This window comes from Shewanella sp. FeAMO, assembly GCF_053653955.1.
Map to the genome: position 1 here is coordinate 3,300,736 of NZ_CM132201.1, position 16,025 is coordinate 3,316,760.

The following is a 16,025-nucleotide window of genomic DNA, read 5'->3' on the forward strand; positions in this document are numbered from 1 at the left end:
GATGGCTGACAAGAGAGTTTGGGTACTGGGCGATGGCCAACTGGGTGCCATGTTGCGTCATGCCGGCCAACCGCTGGCCATAGATGTCCGCCCCGTGGATATCATGGCGCCAAGTGATGAAAAGTTGCCGCTGACAGACACAGATATTATTACCGCCGAGCGTGAGCAGTGGCCGGAATCGCCCCTGAGCCTGCAGTTGTCGCAACACTGTCATTTCATCAATGGCCCGGTATTTGGCCGCCTCGCCGACAGATACACCCAAAAATCCCTGCTGGATCAGCTCAAGGTGGCCACTGCGCCTTGGGAACTGCTGGACGATAACACCCAAGCTAATGATCTTTATCACAAATATGGTGAAAGAGTTCTACTGAAGCGCCGCACCGGCGGCTATGATGGCAAGGGTCAGCACTGGTTGAAACAAGCCGAATCGACCAGTATCCCGGCCGATTGGCGCAATCAAGCGATTGCCGAACAGGCGATCCCCTTCGATGAAGAGGTGTCTCTGGTTGGGGTTCGCAGCCGCAGCGGCGAGTGCTTCTTTTATCCTCTGACGCTCAATTTGCATCAGGATGGTATTCTGATGGCATCGATAGCCCCCCTGGCGCGTCTGCAACCGCTGCAGGCCGAGGCCGAAACCATGCTCGGCAGCATAATGCATGAGCTGGAATATGTGGGGGTGATGGCGATGGAATGTTTCCGGGTGGGCGATCACCTGCTGGTCAATGAGCTGGCTCCCAGAGTGCACAACTCAGGGCACTGGACTCAGGCAGGCACCCATATGGATCAGTTCCAGTTGCACCTGCGGGCCTTGTGCGAATTGCCACTGATGACGCCTCAGGTTAACTTCCAGTGTGTGATGGTAAACCTGATAGGCATAGATAAGGACGACCGTTGGCTGAGCCTGGCCAATGCCGAGCTGTTCTGGTACGACAAAGAGGTGCGCCCCGGCCGCAAGGTAGGCCACCTGAACCTGTCGGTACTGGATAAAAACGCGTTGGCCGACAGCATTGCCAAGCTTCAGCAGTGGATGCCGGCGCAATATCAGGCGCCACTTATGTGGATACTGGCGGAGTTTGGCTGATAAACGGGCGGGCACCCTCGCCCGCCTCTGACTTTGATTCAAGGTATAACTTTAGGATTCTCAGGATTTGTTGGATCAGAACGGACTCAGAAAGCAGAAGATAGACACATTGGATCTGCGCTATCATCTGCTGCTTCTGTTACTGCCTCTGCTGCTGATAGCCTTACTGTTCTGGGTCACCAGCCCGGCCGGTGAGCTTCCCTGGCTGCAGTGGGGCGGGGTTTCTATCATCTATTTCCTGGCCTACAGCCTGGGTTATTTTGTCCATCAAGGGCGCTTGGGCCGACTGTGGCAACACCTGGAGCAGGTGCTGGGGATCAACGAAGCCACCTTCGAATTAGTGCATCTTTCCAGTCAATACGAAACCGAACACGCCTTTCTCAACGCCCTGCTGGGTAAGGCAGTCGCCATGGTTGATGGCGCCGAAATGGGCTCCATCATACTGGTGGAACCCGGCAGCAATAAGCTGCATTTTGAATCTGCACTCGGGCTGGATCTGGCCAAGCTGCAACAGCTGAATATGACCCTGGAGCAGTCTTTCGAATACAGATTGACCGATGGCCGCTGCAACCGGGTAGTCGTGGTCAACGATATGCGCAAAATCAACGCCCTGAGTAGCCTGAGCGCCGAAGATCAGGCCCTGCTGCTGAGTGCCGCGAGCATTCCCATTCGGGCCACCCTGTCCAGCCCAATCCATATCGATGGTCAGCTCTATGCCATGCTCAACCTAGACAGCTCACTGCTGGCCTGTTTCAGCACCTATGACAGGGATCTGGTGGCTATTTTGACCCGTGAAGCTGCCAATGCCATTGCCCTGTATCAAAAGTCCCGCCAGATCCACCAGTTGGCTAATTTTGACTGCCTGACCGGACTGGCCAATCGCAAGTATTTTGAAGAACAGGCGCAAAAATGGCAGCCCAAGACCAAGCTGGAAAGCATGCTGGTGCTGCTGGATATGGATAACCTGAAAAAGATCAACGACAACTTGGGGCACGGTGCCGGTGACTTTGCCCTCAAGCGTCTGGCAACCGAGCTGAAACGCAGCTGCCCGCCACCGGCCCTGGTGAGCCGATTTGGCGGCGACGAATTTGTGCTGCTCTGCTACGGCAGTGAAAGCTGGCTCAGAGAACGTTTACAACAGGCCGAGGCCAGACTTGCAGCCGATGAGGTTGCCGTTTATTTCAGTGCCGGCATCGCGCCTTTCAACGGCGATATGGAATACAGCCTGAAACTGGCAGACAGCCAGATGTACCGGCAGAAAAGAGCCCGCAAGGGTGGGCACGAATAAGGAAACCTGGCTCCCAATGACGGGATTGCTGCAGTAGGTGACAAGGAGAACCGATGCACAAACAGCTCATAATTATGGCGGCGCTGGCCGCAAGCACTCTAACCGTGCTGCAACAGGCGCAGGCGGCACAAAACCTCTCTTCCTTAATGGTGGAAGTTCGCCAGCAGGATGGTATCCCCCATTATTACAATCTGGCCAGTGGCATGCCCCTCAATGGTGAAATATCCATCGTCCGGGACAATCAAGGCTATACCCTGGCGGAATTCTCCCAGGGCTTGCCCAATGGGCGCTGGCAGGTATTTCACTCCAACAATGCCAAATTGATTGAGGGCCAATATTTCCAGGGCTATCAAAATGGCAGTTGGCGCATGTATGACATCAGCGGCCAGATGACCGAATTGCAGGTGTTCAACAAGGGCGTGCCGGAAGGGGAATGGCAAACCTTCGACACTAAAGGCCGTCTCAGTGAAAGCGTCTTCTACCGCGACGGTAACAAAGAGCAGGTCAAACGTTTCTACGCCAGTGGTAAACTCAAGGCCAGCGAAACCTATACCGACAACCTGCGCCATGGTCAGTGGCAGAGCTTCTATGAAAACGGCACCCTGGCCCAAAGCCAGCAATACGCCAACAACCAACTGTCAGGCGACTATCTGGAGCAAAACGCCCAGGGGGTAATCAAGGTCAAGGGCAAATTCGATGCCAATGGCCAACGTCAGGGCGTCTGGCAGAGCTTTTTTGATGATGGCAGCAAAGAGAGTGAGATAAGCTTCAGTGCCGGCGAGCGGGACGGCGAAAGCCTGAAATATCACCAAAACGGCGAACTGGCGCTCAAATGTGCTTATCGTGCGGGTAAGCGCCAGGGCCAATGTCAGACGTTTGACGACAAAGGGATACTGCTGGGCAATGAGCATTTCAGTGACGGCGAAAGAGATGGCACCCAGGAGTACTTCAACAGTGAAGGCAAGCTGGTCATAGAGCAGCACTACAAAAACGGCCTGCAAACTGGTGTACAGAAGCGTTTTCACCCCAATGGCCAGTTGGCTGAGCTGGAAACCTTCCACGACAGCCAATTGAGCGACAACGGTCAATATCCCCGCCATGGCAAGTATGAGCGTTTCGATATCGATGGCAAGCCCCTGGAGAAGTCCCAGTTTGCCATGGGCCTGCTGGATGGTTTGCATCAGCGTTTCAGCGCCGGCGTACTGCAGGAGTCCAGCCAATGGCAGCAGGGTGAGCGTCACGGCGACTTTATCCGTTACTTCCCGAACGGTAAAAAACGCAGCCTGAACCAATACCAGCACGACAAGCAAACCGGAAAATCCATCCGCTACTTTGAAGATGGCACTGTGCAGGAGCAGGGCGATGTCATTGAAGGCAAGTGGGTCGGCAAATATGAGAGCTTCTACGACAATGGCAAGCCCAGGGAGTTGGCCCACTATGCCAAAGACAAGGCCGCCAAGGATTATCGTTATCCGCTCGATGGTGCCTTCAAGCGCTGGTACGCCAACGGCGATCCCAATGAGGAAGGCGCATATCTCAACGGCGACAAGGACGGGCTCTGGATTCAGTATCGCGAAGGGGTCAAGAGCCGGGAGCAGACCTTTGTCAAAGGCAAACTCAATGGCAAATATGCCGAGTATTACCATGGCCGCCGCCGGGTTACTGGGGAATACCTGGACAATAAGAAGACAGGTACCTGGATAGACTACCGCTACGAAGAGGACGATCCTACCTTCGGCACCATCCCAGAAGGCAATATCAGGATCAAGAGCCTGTGGCAACAGGGTAAGTTACATGGTGCACGCGAGCACTACAGCTTCAAGGGCATCCTTTATCGCAAGGAAACCTATGACAATGGCGATAAGACCGGCAGCTATAGCGAATACTATGTCGACAATGGGCAGCAGAAACTGGCCGGTGAGTTGTTAAAAGGGGCCAAAACCGGCCAGTGGCAAAGCTGGTTTGAAGATGGCATGCTCGCCGCCAGTCAAGAATTCAAGGACGATGTACTGCACGGCAAATCTGAGCAGTACTACAGTAACGGCCAGTTAAAACAGCAGGCCAACTACTGGCAGGGAAAACTCGATGGCAAACTGAGCCAGTACTTCCAAAATGGCAAACCACAGAGCCATGAGCAGTGGGTCAAGGGCCAGAAAGAGGGTGAAGCCAGTTACTTCCACAACAACGGCAAGCTGGCCGAGAAAGGCACCTTCCTCAGGGACAGAAAAGAGGGGCTGTGGCAGACTTTCTGGACCAATGGCGAGAAGCGTACCGAAGGCAGCTATATCAGCAATCGTGAATCCGGCGACTGGAACTTCTACGACCAGTTCGGCAAGCTGATAAAGACAGAACACCACGGCTGATAAAACGGCTGGCTCATCTGTAGAGAACCCAAAAAGCGCACCTTAAGGGTGCGCTTTTACCGAGGAACAGCTTAGTTTCCCCTTCCCTAGCCAAAGAACAAACGCCAGAGCCAAGAGGCGTCCAGGTCTTCCTTGCACTGATTATATTGCGCCGCATAACGGCGGGAACGATTGTCCACCTTGTCGGCCACCCTTACCAACCAGGCCTTGCTGCGGTAACTGCCGCGTTTGTAGCCGCCCCAGCCTTCGTGATAATTGAGATACTGGTTGCGGGCATCCCACTTGGACACACCATTGATCTTATGGCTCTTGTAGATAAACCAGCCCATAAAATCCATTGCATCATCAAAATCGCTGCGACTGGCCCAGCTGTTGCCGGTCTCACGCACATAATCATCCCAGGTCATGGTCTTGGCCTGGGCATAACCATAAGCATCACTGGCGCGTCCTATGGGAATGATCCACAAGAAATACTCCATAGGTGGCGCCGCATTATGCTTGAAGGAGCTCTCCTGATACATCATGGCCAAGGGCACATGCACGGGAACGCCCCACTTTTCACGGGCATCCTTGGCAGCGTTGTACCAAGATCTGTGCTCTTTGAAGATGGAACAGATATTGTCGGGCTCTTTGGGAGGTGAAGTGGCGCAGCCACCCAAAAACAGGGAGGCGGAAACAGCAAGCGCCGGGGCAAATTTGGATAGAAACTGTCGCTTCACGAAAATCTCACGGCTTTCAAAGGCCAGGCCTTTGGTTGAACTTGGACTCAGTGTCGCCCGAGTCAAACATCAAATGCAACCTGAGCCTCTGAAAAAGTGAGCTTTATTGCGGCTCCGGCAGCTCGCATTCATGAACTTCCTGCTGCCAGACCACAGGTTCCCAGTAACCGGTATCCTTGCCGGTATAGCGCCTGTCGGTATTGAACTTGGCCGCCAGGTGATAACGTTGCCCGGCTTCCACCAGCAACTTCAGCTCCTTGGGCGTGCGGGCCGACAGCCGCACTTTGAGCTCAGGTGAATCTATCAGCTCAGAGACGGTAAAGCTGTGTTCACCCGGTGGCAACTGATAGTTGGGTTTGGAGATCACGGGTTTGCCATCGAGATGGGTGACCACCAGACGATAAAACTGCTGCTCCCGATCCGGCTCCAGATAACCTGAAACCGTACCACATTCGCGCCCTGGCTCGGGAGCACTGGCGCAGGCCGTCAGCAACACCGCTGCGGCCGAGATTAACAACAAAGACTTCACTGACTGACTGCTTCCTTGGCTGGTTCATCGGCAAAGTACTGAACCAGAAAATCATCAAAATTCAAACGATCAGCGGCTTCCATCTGCAACTGACTCTCGATTGAGGCCTGTGCTTCGGCTTCAAAGGAAGCCAGCGCTGCGGCACTCAGCGGATAATTCAGCAGCTGCTGCTGATATTCTTTCGCCAATGCCATCACCCAGGCACCGTGATCCAGCCCCTTGTCTGCCAGGGTCTTCATCACCTGCCCAGACAACGTCTCATTCGGGTCGATAACGGCTTGATGCCACTTGGCCAGCGCCAGCTGATATTGGTCATCATCCTTTCCATCGAGCAGCGTGGCCAACTGCTGCAGCTCGGCAAACAGTGCCAGCATCCACTGCTCACGCGCCACAGGCTCGCCATTTTGGCTCAGCATTAAGCCGGGCTTACGCCCTTCCAACACCACGGCCTTGAGGTTGGCGGCTATCTCCTGCTCACCTGTGCTATCGGTCGTCACCGATGGACTCAACAAACAATGAAGCAGGAACAGATCCAGGAAGCGCACCTGAGAGGCCTCTATGCCTATGGCACTGAAGGGGTTAACGTCCAGTGCCCGCACTTCGATATATTCCACCCCGGCGCGTGCCAGTGCCTCGGAAGGCTTTTCACCGCTGCGGGTCACACGCTTGGCGCGAATGGGGGCATAAAACTCATTTTCTATCTGCAACACATTGGCGTTGAGCTGGCGATATTCGCCGTCAACCTTCACCCCTATGTTGGCAAAGTTGTCCGAAGGCATCTTGATGGCGGCGCGGATCCCCTTGAGATAATCCGCCAGCGAGTTATAGCTGATACTGAGCCGCTCCTGCTCCTTGTTGGTGTAACCCAGGTCACTCATTCTCAGTGAGGTGGCCCAGGGCAGATACAGGGTGCCGCGGCCCATCTTTTCAAAATCCAGTTCTGTCTGCTGCTCTTTGATGAAAGAGCCGCACAGCGCCGGTGAAGCACCAAACAGATAAGGCAACACCCACACCAAGCGGCGGTAGTTGCGGATAAGGCCAAAGTAGCGCTCGGAGATAAAGTCACAGCGGGAAACCGACTTGTCGCTCTGGGCATAGAGCAGATCCCAAAGCTCGTCAGAAACCGAGAAGTTAAAGTGCACTCCTGAGATGATCTGCATCAAAGCGCCGTATCTGTAGGTCAGGCCCTTGCGATAGAGGGTCTTCATCCGCCCTGAGTTGGAGCTGCCGTATTGGGCGATGGGAATATCCTTCTCGTCGCCAACATAACAAGGCATGCTCACGGGCCAAAGCTTTTGTCCCTTAAGCTGATTGAGGGTAAAGGCATGAGTCTCGGTGAGGCCGGTAAGCAGCTCATCTATGCTGTGGGTAACAGGCGTTATGAACTCGAGCAACGCCTCACTGTAATCGGTAGTGATCCTCGAGTGGGTCAGGGCCGAGCCCAAGGTTTTGGGATGACCATCCATAGCCAGGTGCCCGCTGGCATCAATTCTCAAGGCTTCTCGCTCAATCCCACGGCGCATATCCTTGAGTGCGGCGCGTCCTTCGGCTCCTTTGAGCATTGCGACAGATTCGGTAAATGACTTCAAATTCTTTTTCTCTGCTTGGCGGCCTAGGCCTTTATCTGGCCAATAGACCCGGGCATACCTGCTCCGCTTTCATCTCTTGGTGATTCATCACCAAAAGGCACAGGACTGCTCTGTGTGACTGCTGCCCAAAATAAAGCCTAAGCGGCCTTTCAGGCAAGTGTAATTTAAAAGAGACAGGCGGTGATGCTCTTTCAAGCATCACCGCCTTGCATAGTGGCAAGCGAGTCGTAACCCGCTGCGGTCAAGATCAATATGAGGTCAAAGTGACCGTTTTACAAGGGCAGATTGATCACTGAATAACCCATTGCCTCAATACCTGGCTCGATAAGATTTTTATCCCCGACCACCAATATTTGCATGCTGGCAGGATCCAACCATTCTTTAGCCAGCTCATTTAGCTTATCAAGACTGGTTTGGTTGATAATCTCATCCTGACGGGCAGTAAAATCATCGCTCAGACCGTACTTCTGGATCATTCGGATAAAGCCGGCCTTTTGGTAAGGCGTTTCATAATCCAGTGCTTTACCCTGCGAAATTGAGGCCCGCATAAAGCTAAGCTCTTGTGTCGTCATCCCCTTATCATGATAAGCCTTGAGCTCCTTGATAAACTCAGCCAGCGCCTTGTCGGTGACATCACTGCGAACGCTGGCGCCCGCCTTGAAGTACCCCTGCTCAATACCACCACTGAAGAAGCTGCGGGCACCATAGGTGTAGCCCTTGTCTTCCCTGAGATTAAGGTTGATGCGGCTGTTGAAGGCGCCGCCCAAGGGATAGTTCATCAGGTAAGCCTTGAAGAAGTCGCCCGTGGCATCGTAAGGCAGGGCGCGCTTGCCTATGCTGATAACCGACTGGGCCGCTCCCGGCTTATCGATAAGAAATACCACTCCGGGTTTACCCTCGGGCAACTCACCCAAGGTCGGCAGAGACACAGCCTGGCCGCCCCAAGGCTCCAATCCTTTTAGCTTGCCGAGTAGCTGCTCGCGGGGCAGATCGGTTACCGCCACCAGTTGAGCATTGCCGGCACGATACTGCTCCTTATAGAAAGCCTTGATATCATCGAGCGTCAGTTGGCTGACACTCTCAAGCGTACCGTTATCATTGACACCGAGACTGGTTTGGCTGCCAAACAGCAACTTGCTGAAACCCTCTTCGGCCAGATAGTTGGGATCCGAGGCCAGATGTTGCAGGCTCTGCAACTGTTGCTGTTTTACCCGCTCGAAATCGGCTTCCTTGAAGCCTGGCTCAAACAGCCTTTCTTCGACTATTGCCAGGGTCTTATCCAGGTTTTCGGTCAAGGCCGAGATCCGGATGCTGCTTTGATAGCCGCTGCTGTCGAACACCACGGAAGATCCCAGCAGCTCCAGCGCCTGGGCCAGTTCTTCACTGCTGCGTTTGGCGCTGGACTCATTGAGCATGGCCGCAGTCAAACCGGCGAGCCCGGCCTTTTCCACCGGCACCAGTCTGTGACCGCCGTTGAGGTAGATGACCAGCTCGGTAGTAGGCGTTTCATGGCTTTCAGTGCCCATGACACTGATACCGTTGTTCAGCTGGGCAGACCAAAGCTTGGGCACCTGCATGGAGGGCGCCTTGCCGGCAGCGGGGATCTTACTGCGATCGAAACTGCTGTTGGCACTTGCTGCCTGCTGCAACCCGGCAACGGCGTTGGCGGCAACCCTTGGCTCAGGCGGGGTAAAGTTATCGGCCTTGGCCACCAGCGCCTTGGCGCCCATGGGCACCACACTCATCACCACGCTGGGCTTATCCTTGATGTAGCGCTTGAATACCCGCATCACATCTTCTTTGGTCACAGCATCATAGCGGGCCAAATCTTTGGCTATCTGATTGGGATCACCGGCGAATGTCTGGTTATAGGCCAGGTTGGACACCTTGCCCGACACACTCTGCAGCGAGAAGATGCTGTCGGCGCGGAACTGCACCTTGACCTTCTGCAGATCTTCATCTGTGACGCCCCGCTGTTCAAATTCGGCGATCGATTCGCGGATCTTGGCCTCTATCGGCGCCAGAGCTCCGCCCTTGGCCGGATTGGCCAAGGCGTAGATGGACATTTGACAGGCCAGCTCCTGGCAAGGATGACTGACCCCTGCCTGCACCGCATAACCATCTTTCACCAGATTCTTGTAAACCAGCGAGGTCTTGCCGCCGCCGAGAATATTGGCCAGCAGATCCAGCGCGGCCTCATCCTGGTGACGGGCATAAACGGTTGGGAAAGCAATACGGATGAGTGGCAGATGGACATTGTCTTCCATCGAGATATAGCGGCTCTTGTCCAGCGTTACCAAAGGTTTGGCATCGGTCGCCACCTCAGGCCCCTTAGGAATATCGCCGAAGTACTTGCTGACCCAGGCCAGCGTCTGCGCGGTATCTATATCACCGCCTATGGTCAGGGTGGCATTGTTGGGGCCGTACCAGCGTTGGAAGAAGTGTCTTACATCATCGGGCGTGGCGCGATCGAGATCCTCCGGCCAACCTATAACAGGCCAGGAATAAGGATGACCGGCGGGATAAAACGCCTGATTGAAGCGTTCATTCATCCGCCCATAAGGACGGTTATCGATGCGCTGGGCCCGTTCGTTTTTCACGGTTTCCCGCTGCACTTCAAATTTCTTGTCGGTCAGGGCCGGAAGCAAGTAACCCATGCGGTCCGACTCCAGCCAAAGCATTTTTTCCAACTGATTACTGGGAACGGTTTCGAAATAGTTGGTGCGATCAGTGTTGGTGGTGCCATTCAAGGTGCCGCCGGCTTCGGTGACTATCTTGAAATGCTGTTCATCAGCCACATGCTCGGAGCCCTGGAACATCATGTGTTCAAACAGATGGGCAAAACCACTGCGCCCCGCCTGCTCTCTGGCCGAGCCCACATGATAGGTTACATCCACATGCACCAGAGGATCAGAATTGTCCTGATGCAGTATCACTGTCAGGCCGTTGGCCAAGCGATACTTGCTGTAAGGGATACCGACTTCACCGGCCTTGGGGGTGACCGACTCGATGAGAGTCACTCCTGCTGGCAGTTGTACCGAGGAAACCTCAGCCAATCCTGTGTCGGTTTGCACAGAGCAACCCGCCAATGCGGCTGAAATTGCCGCCGCCAATAACCATTTCTTCAAAACGTTACTCCTTCAACCAGAGACTGAAACCCAATAACTCATTGCAGCCACTCTAAAGCCAACAACACAATAATCAAATAGCGCAGGCCCTTGCCTGTCAAAATCATCAGAGTGGATTTTGTAAGAGGAAGTTTCATCCAACCTGCTAAAAGGCACAGAATATCGCCGATCAGCGGCACCCAGGAAAGTAACAAGGCCCAATAACCGTAGCGCTTCAGCAGCGCCAGCGCCTGCTTGTGGCGACCGCTGTCGAGTTGCTCGGGCGTGACCGCCTTGCGCCCCAAAAGCCCAAGTAGATAACTGCTCAAGGCCCCCAAGGTGTTACCTATAGTGGCGCTAAGCAGCAGCGACAATGCCATCTCCGGCTGTTTGTCCAGCAAAGCCAGCAACAAGACTTCCGAGCCTCCAGGCAGCAATGTCGCCGCCAAAAAAGCGCCGCTGAACATCAGCCAGAGTTCCCACATAAGATACCTTCCTGCATACTGCCTGAATCAAATGTCCATCCAGGCAAGTTCAAAGATAAATAGTTTTTAGCGCTGAAAGATATAAGAAAACAATGTCATTGCCCAGCTAAGTCTCAAGAGTTTAAATCATACAATCGCGATAGAAAGCCACAAAACCAGGGGTTAAAACCAGCCCTAAGATGGACAAGGAAAGGAGTCATAAATGCAGGAGCTGAACTTTATTCAATCTGTTCAGGAGCGGGATATTGATTTGATGTTGCTGGAGGAGTGCCACACTTCAATGGCCTTCTGCAATTGGTTGGTTTCCCGGGTATATGAATTCCCCCACACCGTAGAGTTTGTCGGCGCCTGGCATTCTGTCATTCACAACCAATACGGCGAGTCGGATCTCGTGGTGATTTTCAATGACAATGACGGCTCCCATCAAGCCATTCTTATCGAAAACAAGATAGATGCAACGCCACAACAGCAACAAGGGTTAAGGTATCGCTACCGTGGCGAGCATGGGATAGAACAGGGCTATTGGGTCGATTTTCGCACCTGTCTGTTGGCTCCGCAAAAATACCTGGCATCCAACAATGAGCCCTATGATAAAACCATCGCCTATGAGGAACTCATGGCGTACTTTGTCGCCCAAGGGGCATGGTACCGGGCACGACTTATGGCCGAGAGCATCAGCAAGCAAAGACGCGGATACCTGCCCAGCATTAGCCCCGAAGTCACAGAGTTTGCCAGGAGTTATCTTGAGTTTGCGAAAAGACATCACCCGGAGTTGAACCCGGAAACACCCAAAAACCGCGCCGCCGGACATTCCTGGCTGCATTTCTACCCGCTACTGCCCAATAAGCAAATCCGCATCGTTCATCAATTGGCAGGAAGCGTGGTCAAAATCATGTTTCTGGGAGCAGCCGAGCAGCTTGATATGCTCACGCAAGCCTTCGGTGCATATGCAAGCACAGGACTCATGATCAAACGCTCCGGCAAGTCTGTCGTGATGGAACTGCCTACGCCGCCCATTGACCCTTTTAAAGACAAATTCGAAGATGTCCAACCACAAGTGCAGCAATCCATTGCCCAAGCCAAGAAACTGAGACAGATGTTAATTCAGGTGCTGGCGGATAAAAGAATTGCAGCGAGCAATATTCAAGCATCTGACTGGTACTCTTGAAGAACCCCGGTCTATGATTAAGCCATATCTCTTTGAATAGTGAGCAATCATGGCCCGTCTTTTGTTTCTACCTATTATCCTTTCCCTGTTCTGGATAGCGTTTTTACACTTCAACAATGTCCCTTTGGCGCAGGGGAAACGCGGTTTTATTTGGATAATAGGCGTCAGTGGTGCCTTGATAGCCCTGCTGTCACTGGCCATCTGGCTGACGGCCTAAGCTTTTGATATAAGCCTTTGAAATGAGCCTTTGAAATGGGTGCTTTAATCGACTCAGAGTGTACCAAAACCCGCGCGTTGCGGTTTGCCCTCCAGCGAGCCTTAAAACCGATAACCGGCGCGGCACACTGGCTACGCCGGTTATTTTTAACGTCATGGCACTCAGCTATTCAGCGCGCAAAGCGCTCAGTTCCCCAATACCGCCAGCAGAATACCGGCAGCGACCGCACTGCCCAACACACCGGCCACATTGGGGCCCATGGCGTGCATCAACAGGAAGTTTTGCTGATTGGCCTCTAGCCCAACCTTATTCACCACCCTGGCGGCCATGGGAACGGCCGAGACCCCGGCTGCACCAATCAAGGGGTTGACCTTGCCACCACTGAGTTTACACATGAGTTTGGCCATCAAGACCCCGGCAGCGGTGCCAATGCTGAAGGCCACCGCCCCGAGCAGCAAGATCCCCAGCGTTTCGACCCGAAGAAACTGCTCGGCCGAGAGCTTGGAACCAACCGCCAATCCGAGGAAAATGGTGACGATATTGATAAGTTCGTTTTGCGCCGTGTTGGAAAGTCTATCCACCACCCCGGATTCGCGCATCAGGTTACCGAGACAGAACATGCCCACCAAGGGGGTCGCCGTCGGCAAAAACAATATGGTCATTCCCAGCACCATAAGGGGGAAGATGATCTTCTCCTTCTTGCTGACTTCCCGCAGCTGTTCCATCTTGATCTGCCGCTCGGCTTCCGTGGTTAAGGCCCGCATGATGGGAGGCTGAATGAGCGGCACCAAGGCCATGTAGGAGTATGCGGCCACCGCAATGGCTCCCAGCAAATCAGGCGCCAGTTTGGAGGCGAGGAAAATGGCCGTAGGACCATCGGCGCCGCCTATGATGGCGATGGCACCGGCATCTTGCATACTGAACTCAAACCCGGGCACCAGGTTCAAGGCTATCGCACCAATCAGGGTGGCAAAGATCCCGAACTGAGCGGCCGCGCCCAGCAATAGCGTCTTGGGGTTGGCAATCAGGGCGCCGAAATCTGTCATGGCGCCGACCCCCATAAAGATCAGCAGCGGAAAAACCCCGGTATCTATGCCCACGTGATAAACATAGTAGAGCAGCCCATTTTCCTCGGTAAAACCTGCATTGGGGATATTGGCCAGAATGGCGCCGAAGCCGATGGGAAGCAGCAGCAAAGGCTCAAACTTGCGCACTATTGCCAGATACAACAACAAGGCACCGACCAACATCATCAAGGCCTGTGGCCAGGTAAAGTGCGCTATTCCCGTCTCAGACCAAAAAGCGAGTAAACCGTCCATCATCGCTCCTTAGGCCAGTGCCAGCAACTTGGTACCGACGCTGACGGCATCGCCTTCCTTGACCAGGATGCGGCTGACAACACCATCGGCCTGAGCCCGGATCTCAGTTTCCATCTTCATCGCCTCGAGTATGATAACGACATCACCGGCGCGAACGCTGTCTCCGGCGGCCACCTGTACCTTGAAGATATTGCCGGAAAGCGGCGCGCTCATCTCCAGTTCCGGGCCAGAGGCAACAGCAGGAGCCTGCACTGGGGTGGCCTGGGGCTCTGCCACCGGCAAAGGCGCCACCTGACTGATATCACCGCCCTCACTGACCTGCACCACAAAGCGCTGGCCCTGCACATCTACGGTATAAACCTCCGGCTGACGACCACCGACCTTGGTTTGAGTTGTTTGTGACAGAGGAGCTTCCAATTCTGGCTTAGGTTCAAATGCCGCTGGATTGCCACGGTTCTTAATAAACTGCAGGCCGATTTGCGGGAACAGCGCATAAGTCAGCACATCATCGTCGCGCTCTTCGCTGAGGCTCAAACCTTGCGCCAACGCTTTTTCGGCCAGTTCGGCCCGCAGATGTTCAAGCTCGGGCGCGAGCAGATCGGCCGGGCGGCAACTGACAGGCTCGGCCCCCTGCAACACCCGCTGTTGCAATTCACTGTTCACCTTGGCCGGGGTGGCGCCATATTCGCCCTTGAGTACACCTTCCGTCTCCTTGGTCAGCGACTTATAGCGCTCGCCCATCAGCACATTGATTACCGCCTGAGTACCGACAATCTGGGAGGTGGGGGTCACCAGAGGAATAAAACCCAGATCTTCCCGCACCCTTGGGATCTCCTCGAGCACCAGATCCAGCTTGTCCTCGGCGCCTTGCTCTCTGAGCTGGTTTTCCATATTGGTCAGCATGCCACCCGGCACTTGAGCCCGCAGAATGCGTGAATCTATGCCCTTGAGTGCCCCTTCGAAACGGGCATATTTTTTTCTGACCTCACGGAAATAGGCGGCTATCTCCTCCAGCAGTGCCAAGTCATAGCCTGTCGCCCTATCGGTATCTTCAACCATGGCAACCAAGGTTTCGGTGGCACTGTGACCATAGGTTTGGCTCATGGAAGAGATGGCAGTATCCAGAACATCAATGCCTGCCTCAATCGCCTTTTGATAGGTTGCGGTTGATAACCCTGTAGTGGCATGGCACTGCATGGTGATCAAGAGATCGGTTTCCGACTTCAAGCGGCTTATTAGCTCAAATGCCTCCATCGGCTTGAGCAAACCGGCCATGTCCTTGATACAGAGTGAATGGCAGCCCATATCTTCCAATTGCTTGGCCATGGTCAACCAGGTTTGCAGTGTATGTACGGGGCTTGTGGTGTAAGAAATTGTGCCCTGTGCATGAGCGCCAACATCAATCACGGCTTTCAGCGCGGCTTGCAAGTTGCGCACATCATTCATGGCATCGAACACCCGGAATACATCGACCCCGCTGTCATGGGCGCGCTCCACAAACCGGGTCACCAAGTCGTCACTGTAATGGCGATAACCCAGCAAGTTCTGGCCCCTCAATAACATCTGCTGCCGGGTGTTGGGCATGGCTTGTTTCAGCGCCCGGATCCGCTCCCATGGGTCTTCACCCAGATAACGGATACAGGCATCAAAGGTTGCACCGCCCCAGGACTCCAGGGACCAAAAGCCGACACTGTCCAACTTGGATGCAATCGGCAACATATCTTCGATACGCATTCTGGTTGCCAACAATGACTGGTGGGCATCCCGCAGGACAACGTCGGTTAATGCTAAAGCTTTACTCATCTTTTTTATCCATCAGATTGCGGCAATTAAGCCTGTTTGCGGTATTGGTGAATGGCACAACTAATGGCTGCCAACTGTTGCGGCGTTGGTGCACCTGCCTGGGCGACGACTGCAGATTGTGCCTTGGCCCTTTCCTGAGTTTGGTTCTTATCCTCCAAGCTGGGTTTAGGTGCCAGATAATGGGCCGATACCCGGATCCCCAAGATCAGCAGCCCCAAGAACAGATAAACCAGCCCCATACCAAGCAGCATAATCCCCACAGCTTCCACGAGTTGCTCAGAAAGCGACATCATATCTTCCTCATTTTGTTAATGGCGCGGCAGGCCTTTCCATGTCTAAGTCTGGTCTGAGATGACA

13 protein-coding genes are annotated in these 16,025 nt (G+C 54.0%); 5 read left to right on the forward strand and 8 right to left on the reverse strand.

Annotated elements, in window-relative coordinates; genetic code table 11:
• The first annotated feature begins 1 nt into the window (after position 1).
• The 3 genes from purK to ACWAU4_RS14880 all read left to right on the forward strand — a co-directional run bounded on the left by purK (position 2) and on the right by ACWAU4_RS14880 (position 4,732).
• Positions 2 to 1,081: a 5-(carboxyamino)imidazole ribonucleotide synthase gene (purK, locus tag ACWAU4_RS14870; RefSeq protein ID WP_144224689.1), complete on the forward strand. Its 1,080-nt coding sequence runs from the start codon at positions 2 to 4 to the stop codon at positions 1,079 to 1,081.
• 67 nt (positions 1,082 to 1,148) lie between these two features.
• Entirely contained in the window at positions 1,149 to 2,369 is a 1,221-nt protein-coding gene (locus tag ACWAU4_RS14875) for a sensor domain-containing diguanylate cyclase (protein ID WP_208124923.1), read from the forward strand.
• A gap of 53 nt (positions 2,370 to 2,422) precedes the next feature.
• Entirely contained in the window at positions 2,423 to 4,732 is a 2,310-nt protein-coding gene (locus tag ACWAU4_RS14880) for a toxin-antitoxin system YwqK family antitoxin (protein ID WP_208141927.1), read from the forward strand.
• An 86-nt stretch (positions 4,733 to 4,818) separates the two neighbouring features.
• Here ACWAU4_RS14880 and ACWAU4_RS14885 read toward each other — a convergent pair whose 3' ends face one another.
• The 5 genes from ACWAU4_RS14885 to ACWAU4_RS14905 form a co-directional block, all read right to left on the reverse strand.
• A complete protein-coding gene (locus ACWAU4_RS14885) occupies positions 4,819 to 5,451 on the reverse strand; it encodes a transglycosylase SLT domain-containing protein (protein WP_028781530.1) in 633 nt (210 codons plus the stop codon).
• A 103-nt stretch (positions 5,452 to 5,554) separates the two neighbouring features.
• The gene (locus ACWAU4_RS14890) at positions 5,555 to 5,980 is read right to left on the reverse strand and encodes a hypothetical protein (protein WP_028781529.1); all 426 of its coding nucleotides are present in this window, start codon (positions 5,978 to 5,980) and stop codon (positions 5,555 to 5,557) included.
• Positions 5,977 to 7,542, reverse strand: coding sequence for a glutamate--cysteine ligase (gshA, locus tag ACWAU4_RS14895; RefSeq protein ID WP_208126197.1), 1,566 nt, complete (start codon positions 7,540 to 7,542; stop codon positions 5,977 to 5,979). The genes ACWAU4_RS14890 and gshA overlap by 4 nt, the downstream gene beginning before the upstream one ends.
• A gap of 299 nt (positions 7,543 to 7,841) precedes the next feature.
• A complete protein-coding gene (locus tag ACWAU4_RS14900) occupies positions 7,842 to 10,697 on the reverse strand; it encodes a M16 family metallopeptidase (RefSeq protein ID WP_208124924.1) in 2,856 nt (951 codons plus the stop codon).
• A 38-nt stretch (positions 10,698 to 10,735) separates the two neighbouring features.
• Positions 10,736 to 11,161 (reverse strand): YqaA family protein, encoded by a 426-nt coding sequence (locus ACWAU4_RS14905; RefSeq protein ID WP_054745120.1) that lies wholly within the window; start codon positions 11,159 to 11,161, stop codon positions 10,736 to 10,738.
• A gap of 202 nt (positions 11,162 to 11,363) precedes the next feature.
• On the opposite strand from ACWAU4_RS14905, the gene ACWAU4_RS14910 reads away from it, so the two are divergent.
• Together ACWAU4_RS14910 and ACWAU4_RS14915 are read left to right on the forward strand one after the other, a co-directional pair.
• A complete protein-coding gene (locus tag ACWAU4_RS14910) occupies positions 11,364 to 12,329 on the forward strand; it encodes a PD-(D/E)XK nuclease superfamily protein (protein ID WP_186494335.1) in 966 nt (321 codons plus the stop codon).
• 49 nt (positions 12,330 to 12,378) lie between these two features.
• Positions 12,379 to 12,546, forward strand: coding sequence for a hypothetical protein (locus ACWAU4_RS14915; RefSeq protein ID WP_025010950.1), 168 nt, complete (start codon positions 12,379 to 12,381; stop codon positions 12,544 to 12,546).
• 185 nt (positions 12,547 to 12,731) lie between these two features.
• Here the strand turns inward: ACWAU4_RS14915 and ACWAU4_RS14920 are convergent, their stop codons facing one another.
• From ACWAU4_RS14920 to ACWAU4_RS14930, 3 genes are read right to left on the reverse strand one after another with little or no spacing between them, the layout of a single operon-like run.
• The gene (locus tag ACWAU4_RS14920; protein ID WP_028781526.1) at positions 12,732 to 13,865 is read right to left on the reverse strand and encodes a sodium ion-translocating decarboxylase subunit beta; all 1,134 of its coding nucleotides are present in this window, start codon (positions 13,863 to 13,865) and stop codon (positions 12,732 to 12,734) included.
• A gap of 9 nt (positions 13,866 to 13,874) precedes the next feature.
• A complete protein-coding gene (oadA, locus tag ACWAU4_RS14925; RefSeq protein WP_208171273.1) occupies positions 13,875 to 15,668 on the reverse strand; it encodes a sodium-extruding oxaloacetate decarboxylase subunit alpha in 1,794 nt (597 codons plus the stop codon).
• A gap of 26 nt (positions 15,669 to 15,694) precedes the next feature.
• Entirely contained in the window at positions 15,695 to 15,961 is a 267-nt protein-coding gene (locus tag ACWAU4_RS14930) for an OadG family transporter subunit (protein WP_096142730.1), read from the reverse strand.
• Positions 15,962 to 16,025 lie beyond the last annotated feature (64 nt).

Bases quoted from the DNA above. Each gene is read 5' to 3' on its own strand.
- ACWAU4_RS14915 (WP_025010950.1), top strand. From the start codon at position 12,379: ATGGCCCGTCTTTTGTTTCTACCTATTATCCTTTCCCTGTTCTGGATA.
- purK (WP_144224689.1), top strand. From the start codon at position 2: ATGGCTGACAAGAGAGTTTGGGTACTGGGCGATGGCCAACTGGGTGCC.
- oadA (WP_208171273.1), bottom strand. From the start codon at position 15,668: ATGAGTAAAGCTTTAGCATTAACCGACGTTGTCCTGCGGGATGCCCAC.
- ACWAU4_RS14905 (WP_054745120.1), bottom strand. From the start codon at position 11,161: ATGTGGGAACTCTGGCTGATGTTCAGCGGCGCTTTTTTGGCGGCGACA.
- ACWAU4_RS14880 (WP_208141927.1), top strand. From the start codon at position 2,423: ATGCACAAACAGCTCATAATTATGGCGGCGCTGGCCGCAAGCACTCTA.
- gshA (WP_208126197.1), bottom strand. From the start codon at position 7,542: ATGCTCAAAGGAGCCGAAGGACGCGCCGCACTCAAGGATATGCGCCGT.
- ACWAU4_RS14920 (WP_028781526.1), bottom strand. From the start codon at position 13,865: ATGGACGGTTTACTCGCTTTTTGGTCTGAGACGGGAATAGCGCACTTT.
- ACWAU4_RS14930 (WP_096142730.1), bottom strand. From the start codon at position 15,961: ATGATGTCGCTTTCTGAGCAACTCGTGGAAGCTGTGGGGATTATGCTG.
- ACWAU4_RS14910 (WP_186494335.1), top strand. From the start codon at position 11,364: ATGCAGGAGCTGAACTTTATTCAATCTGTTCAGGAGCGGGATATTGAT.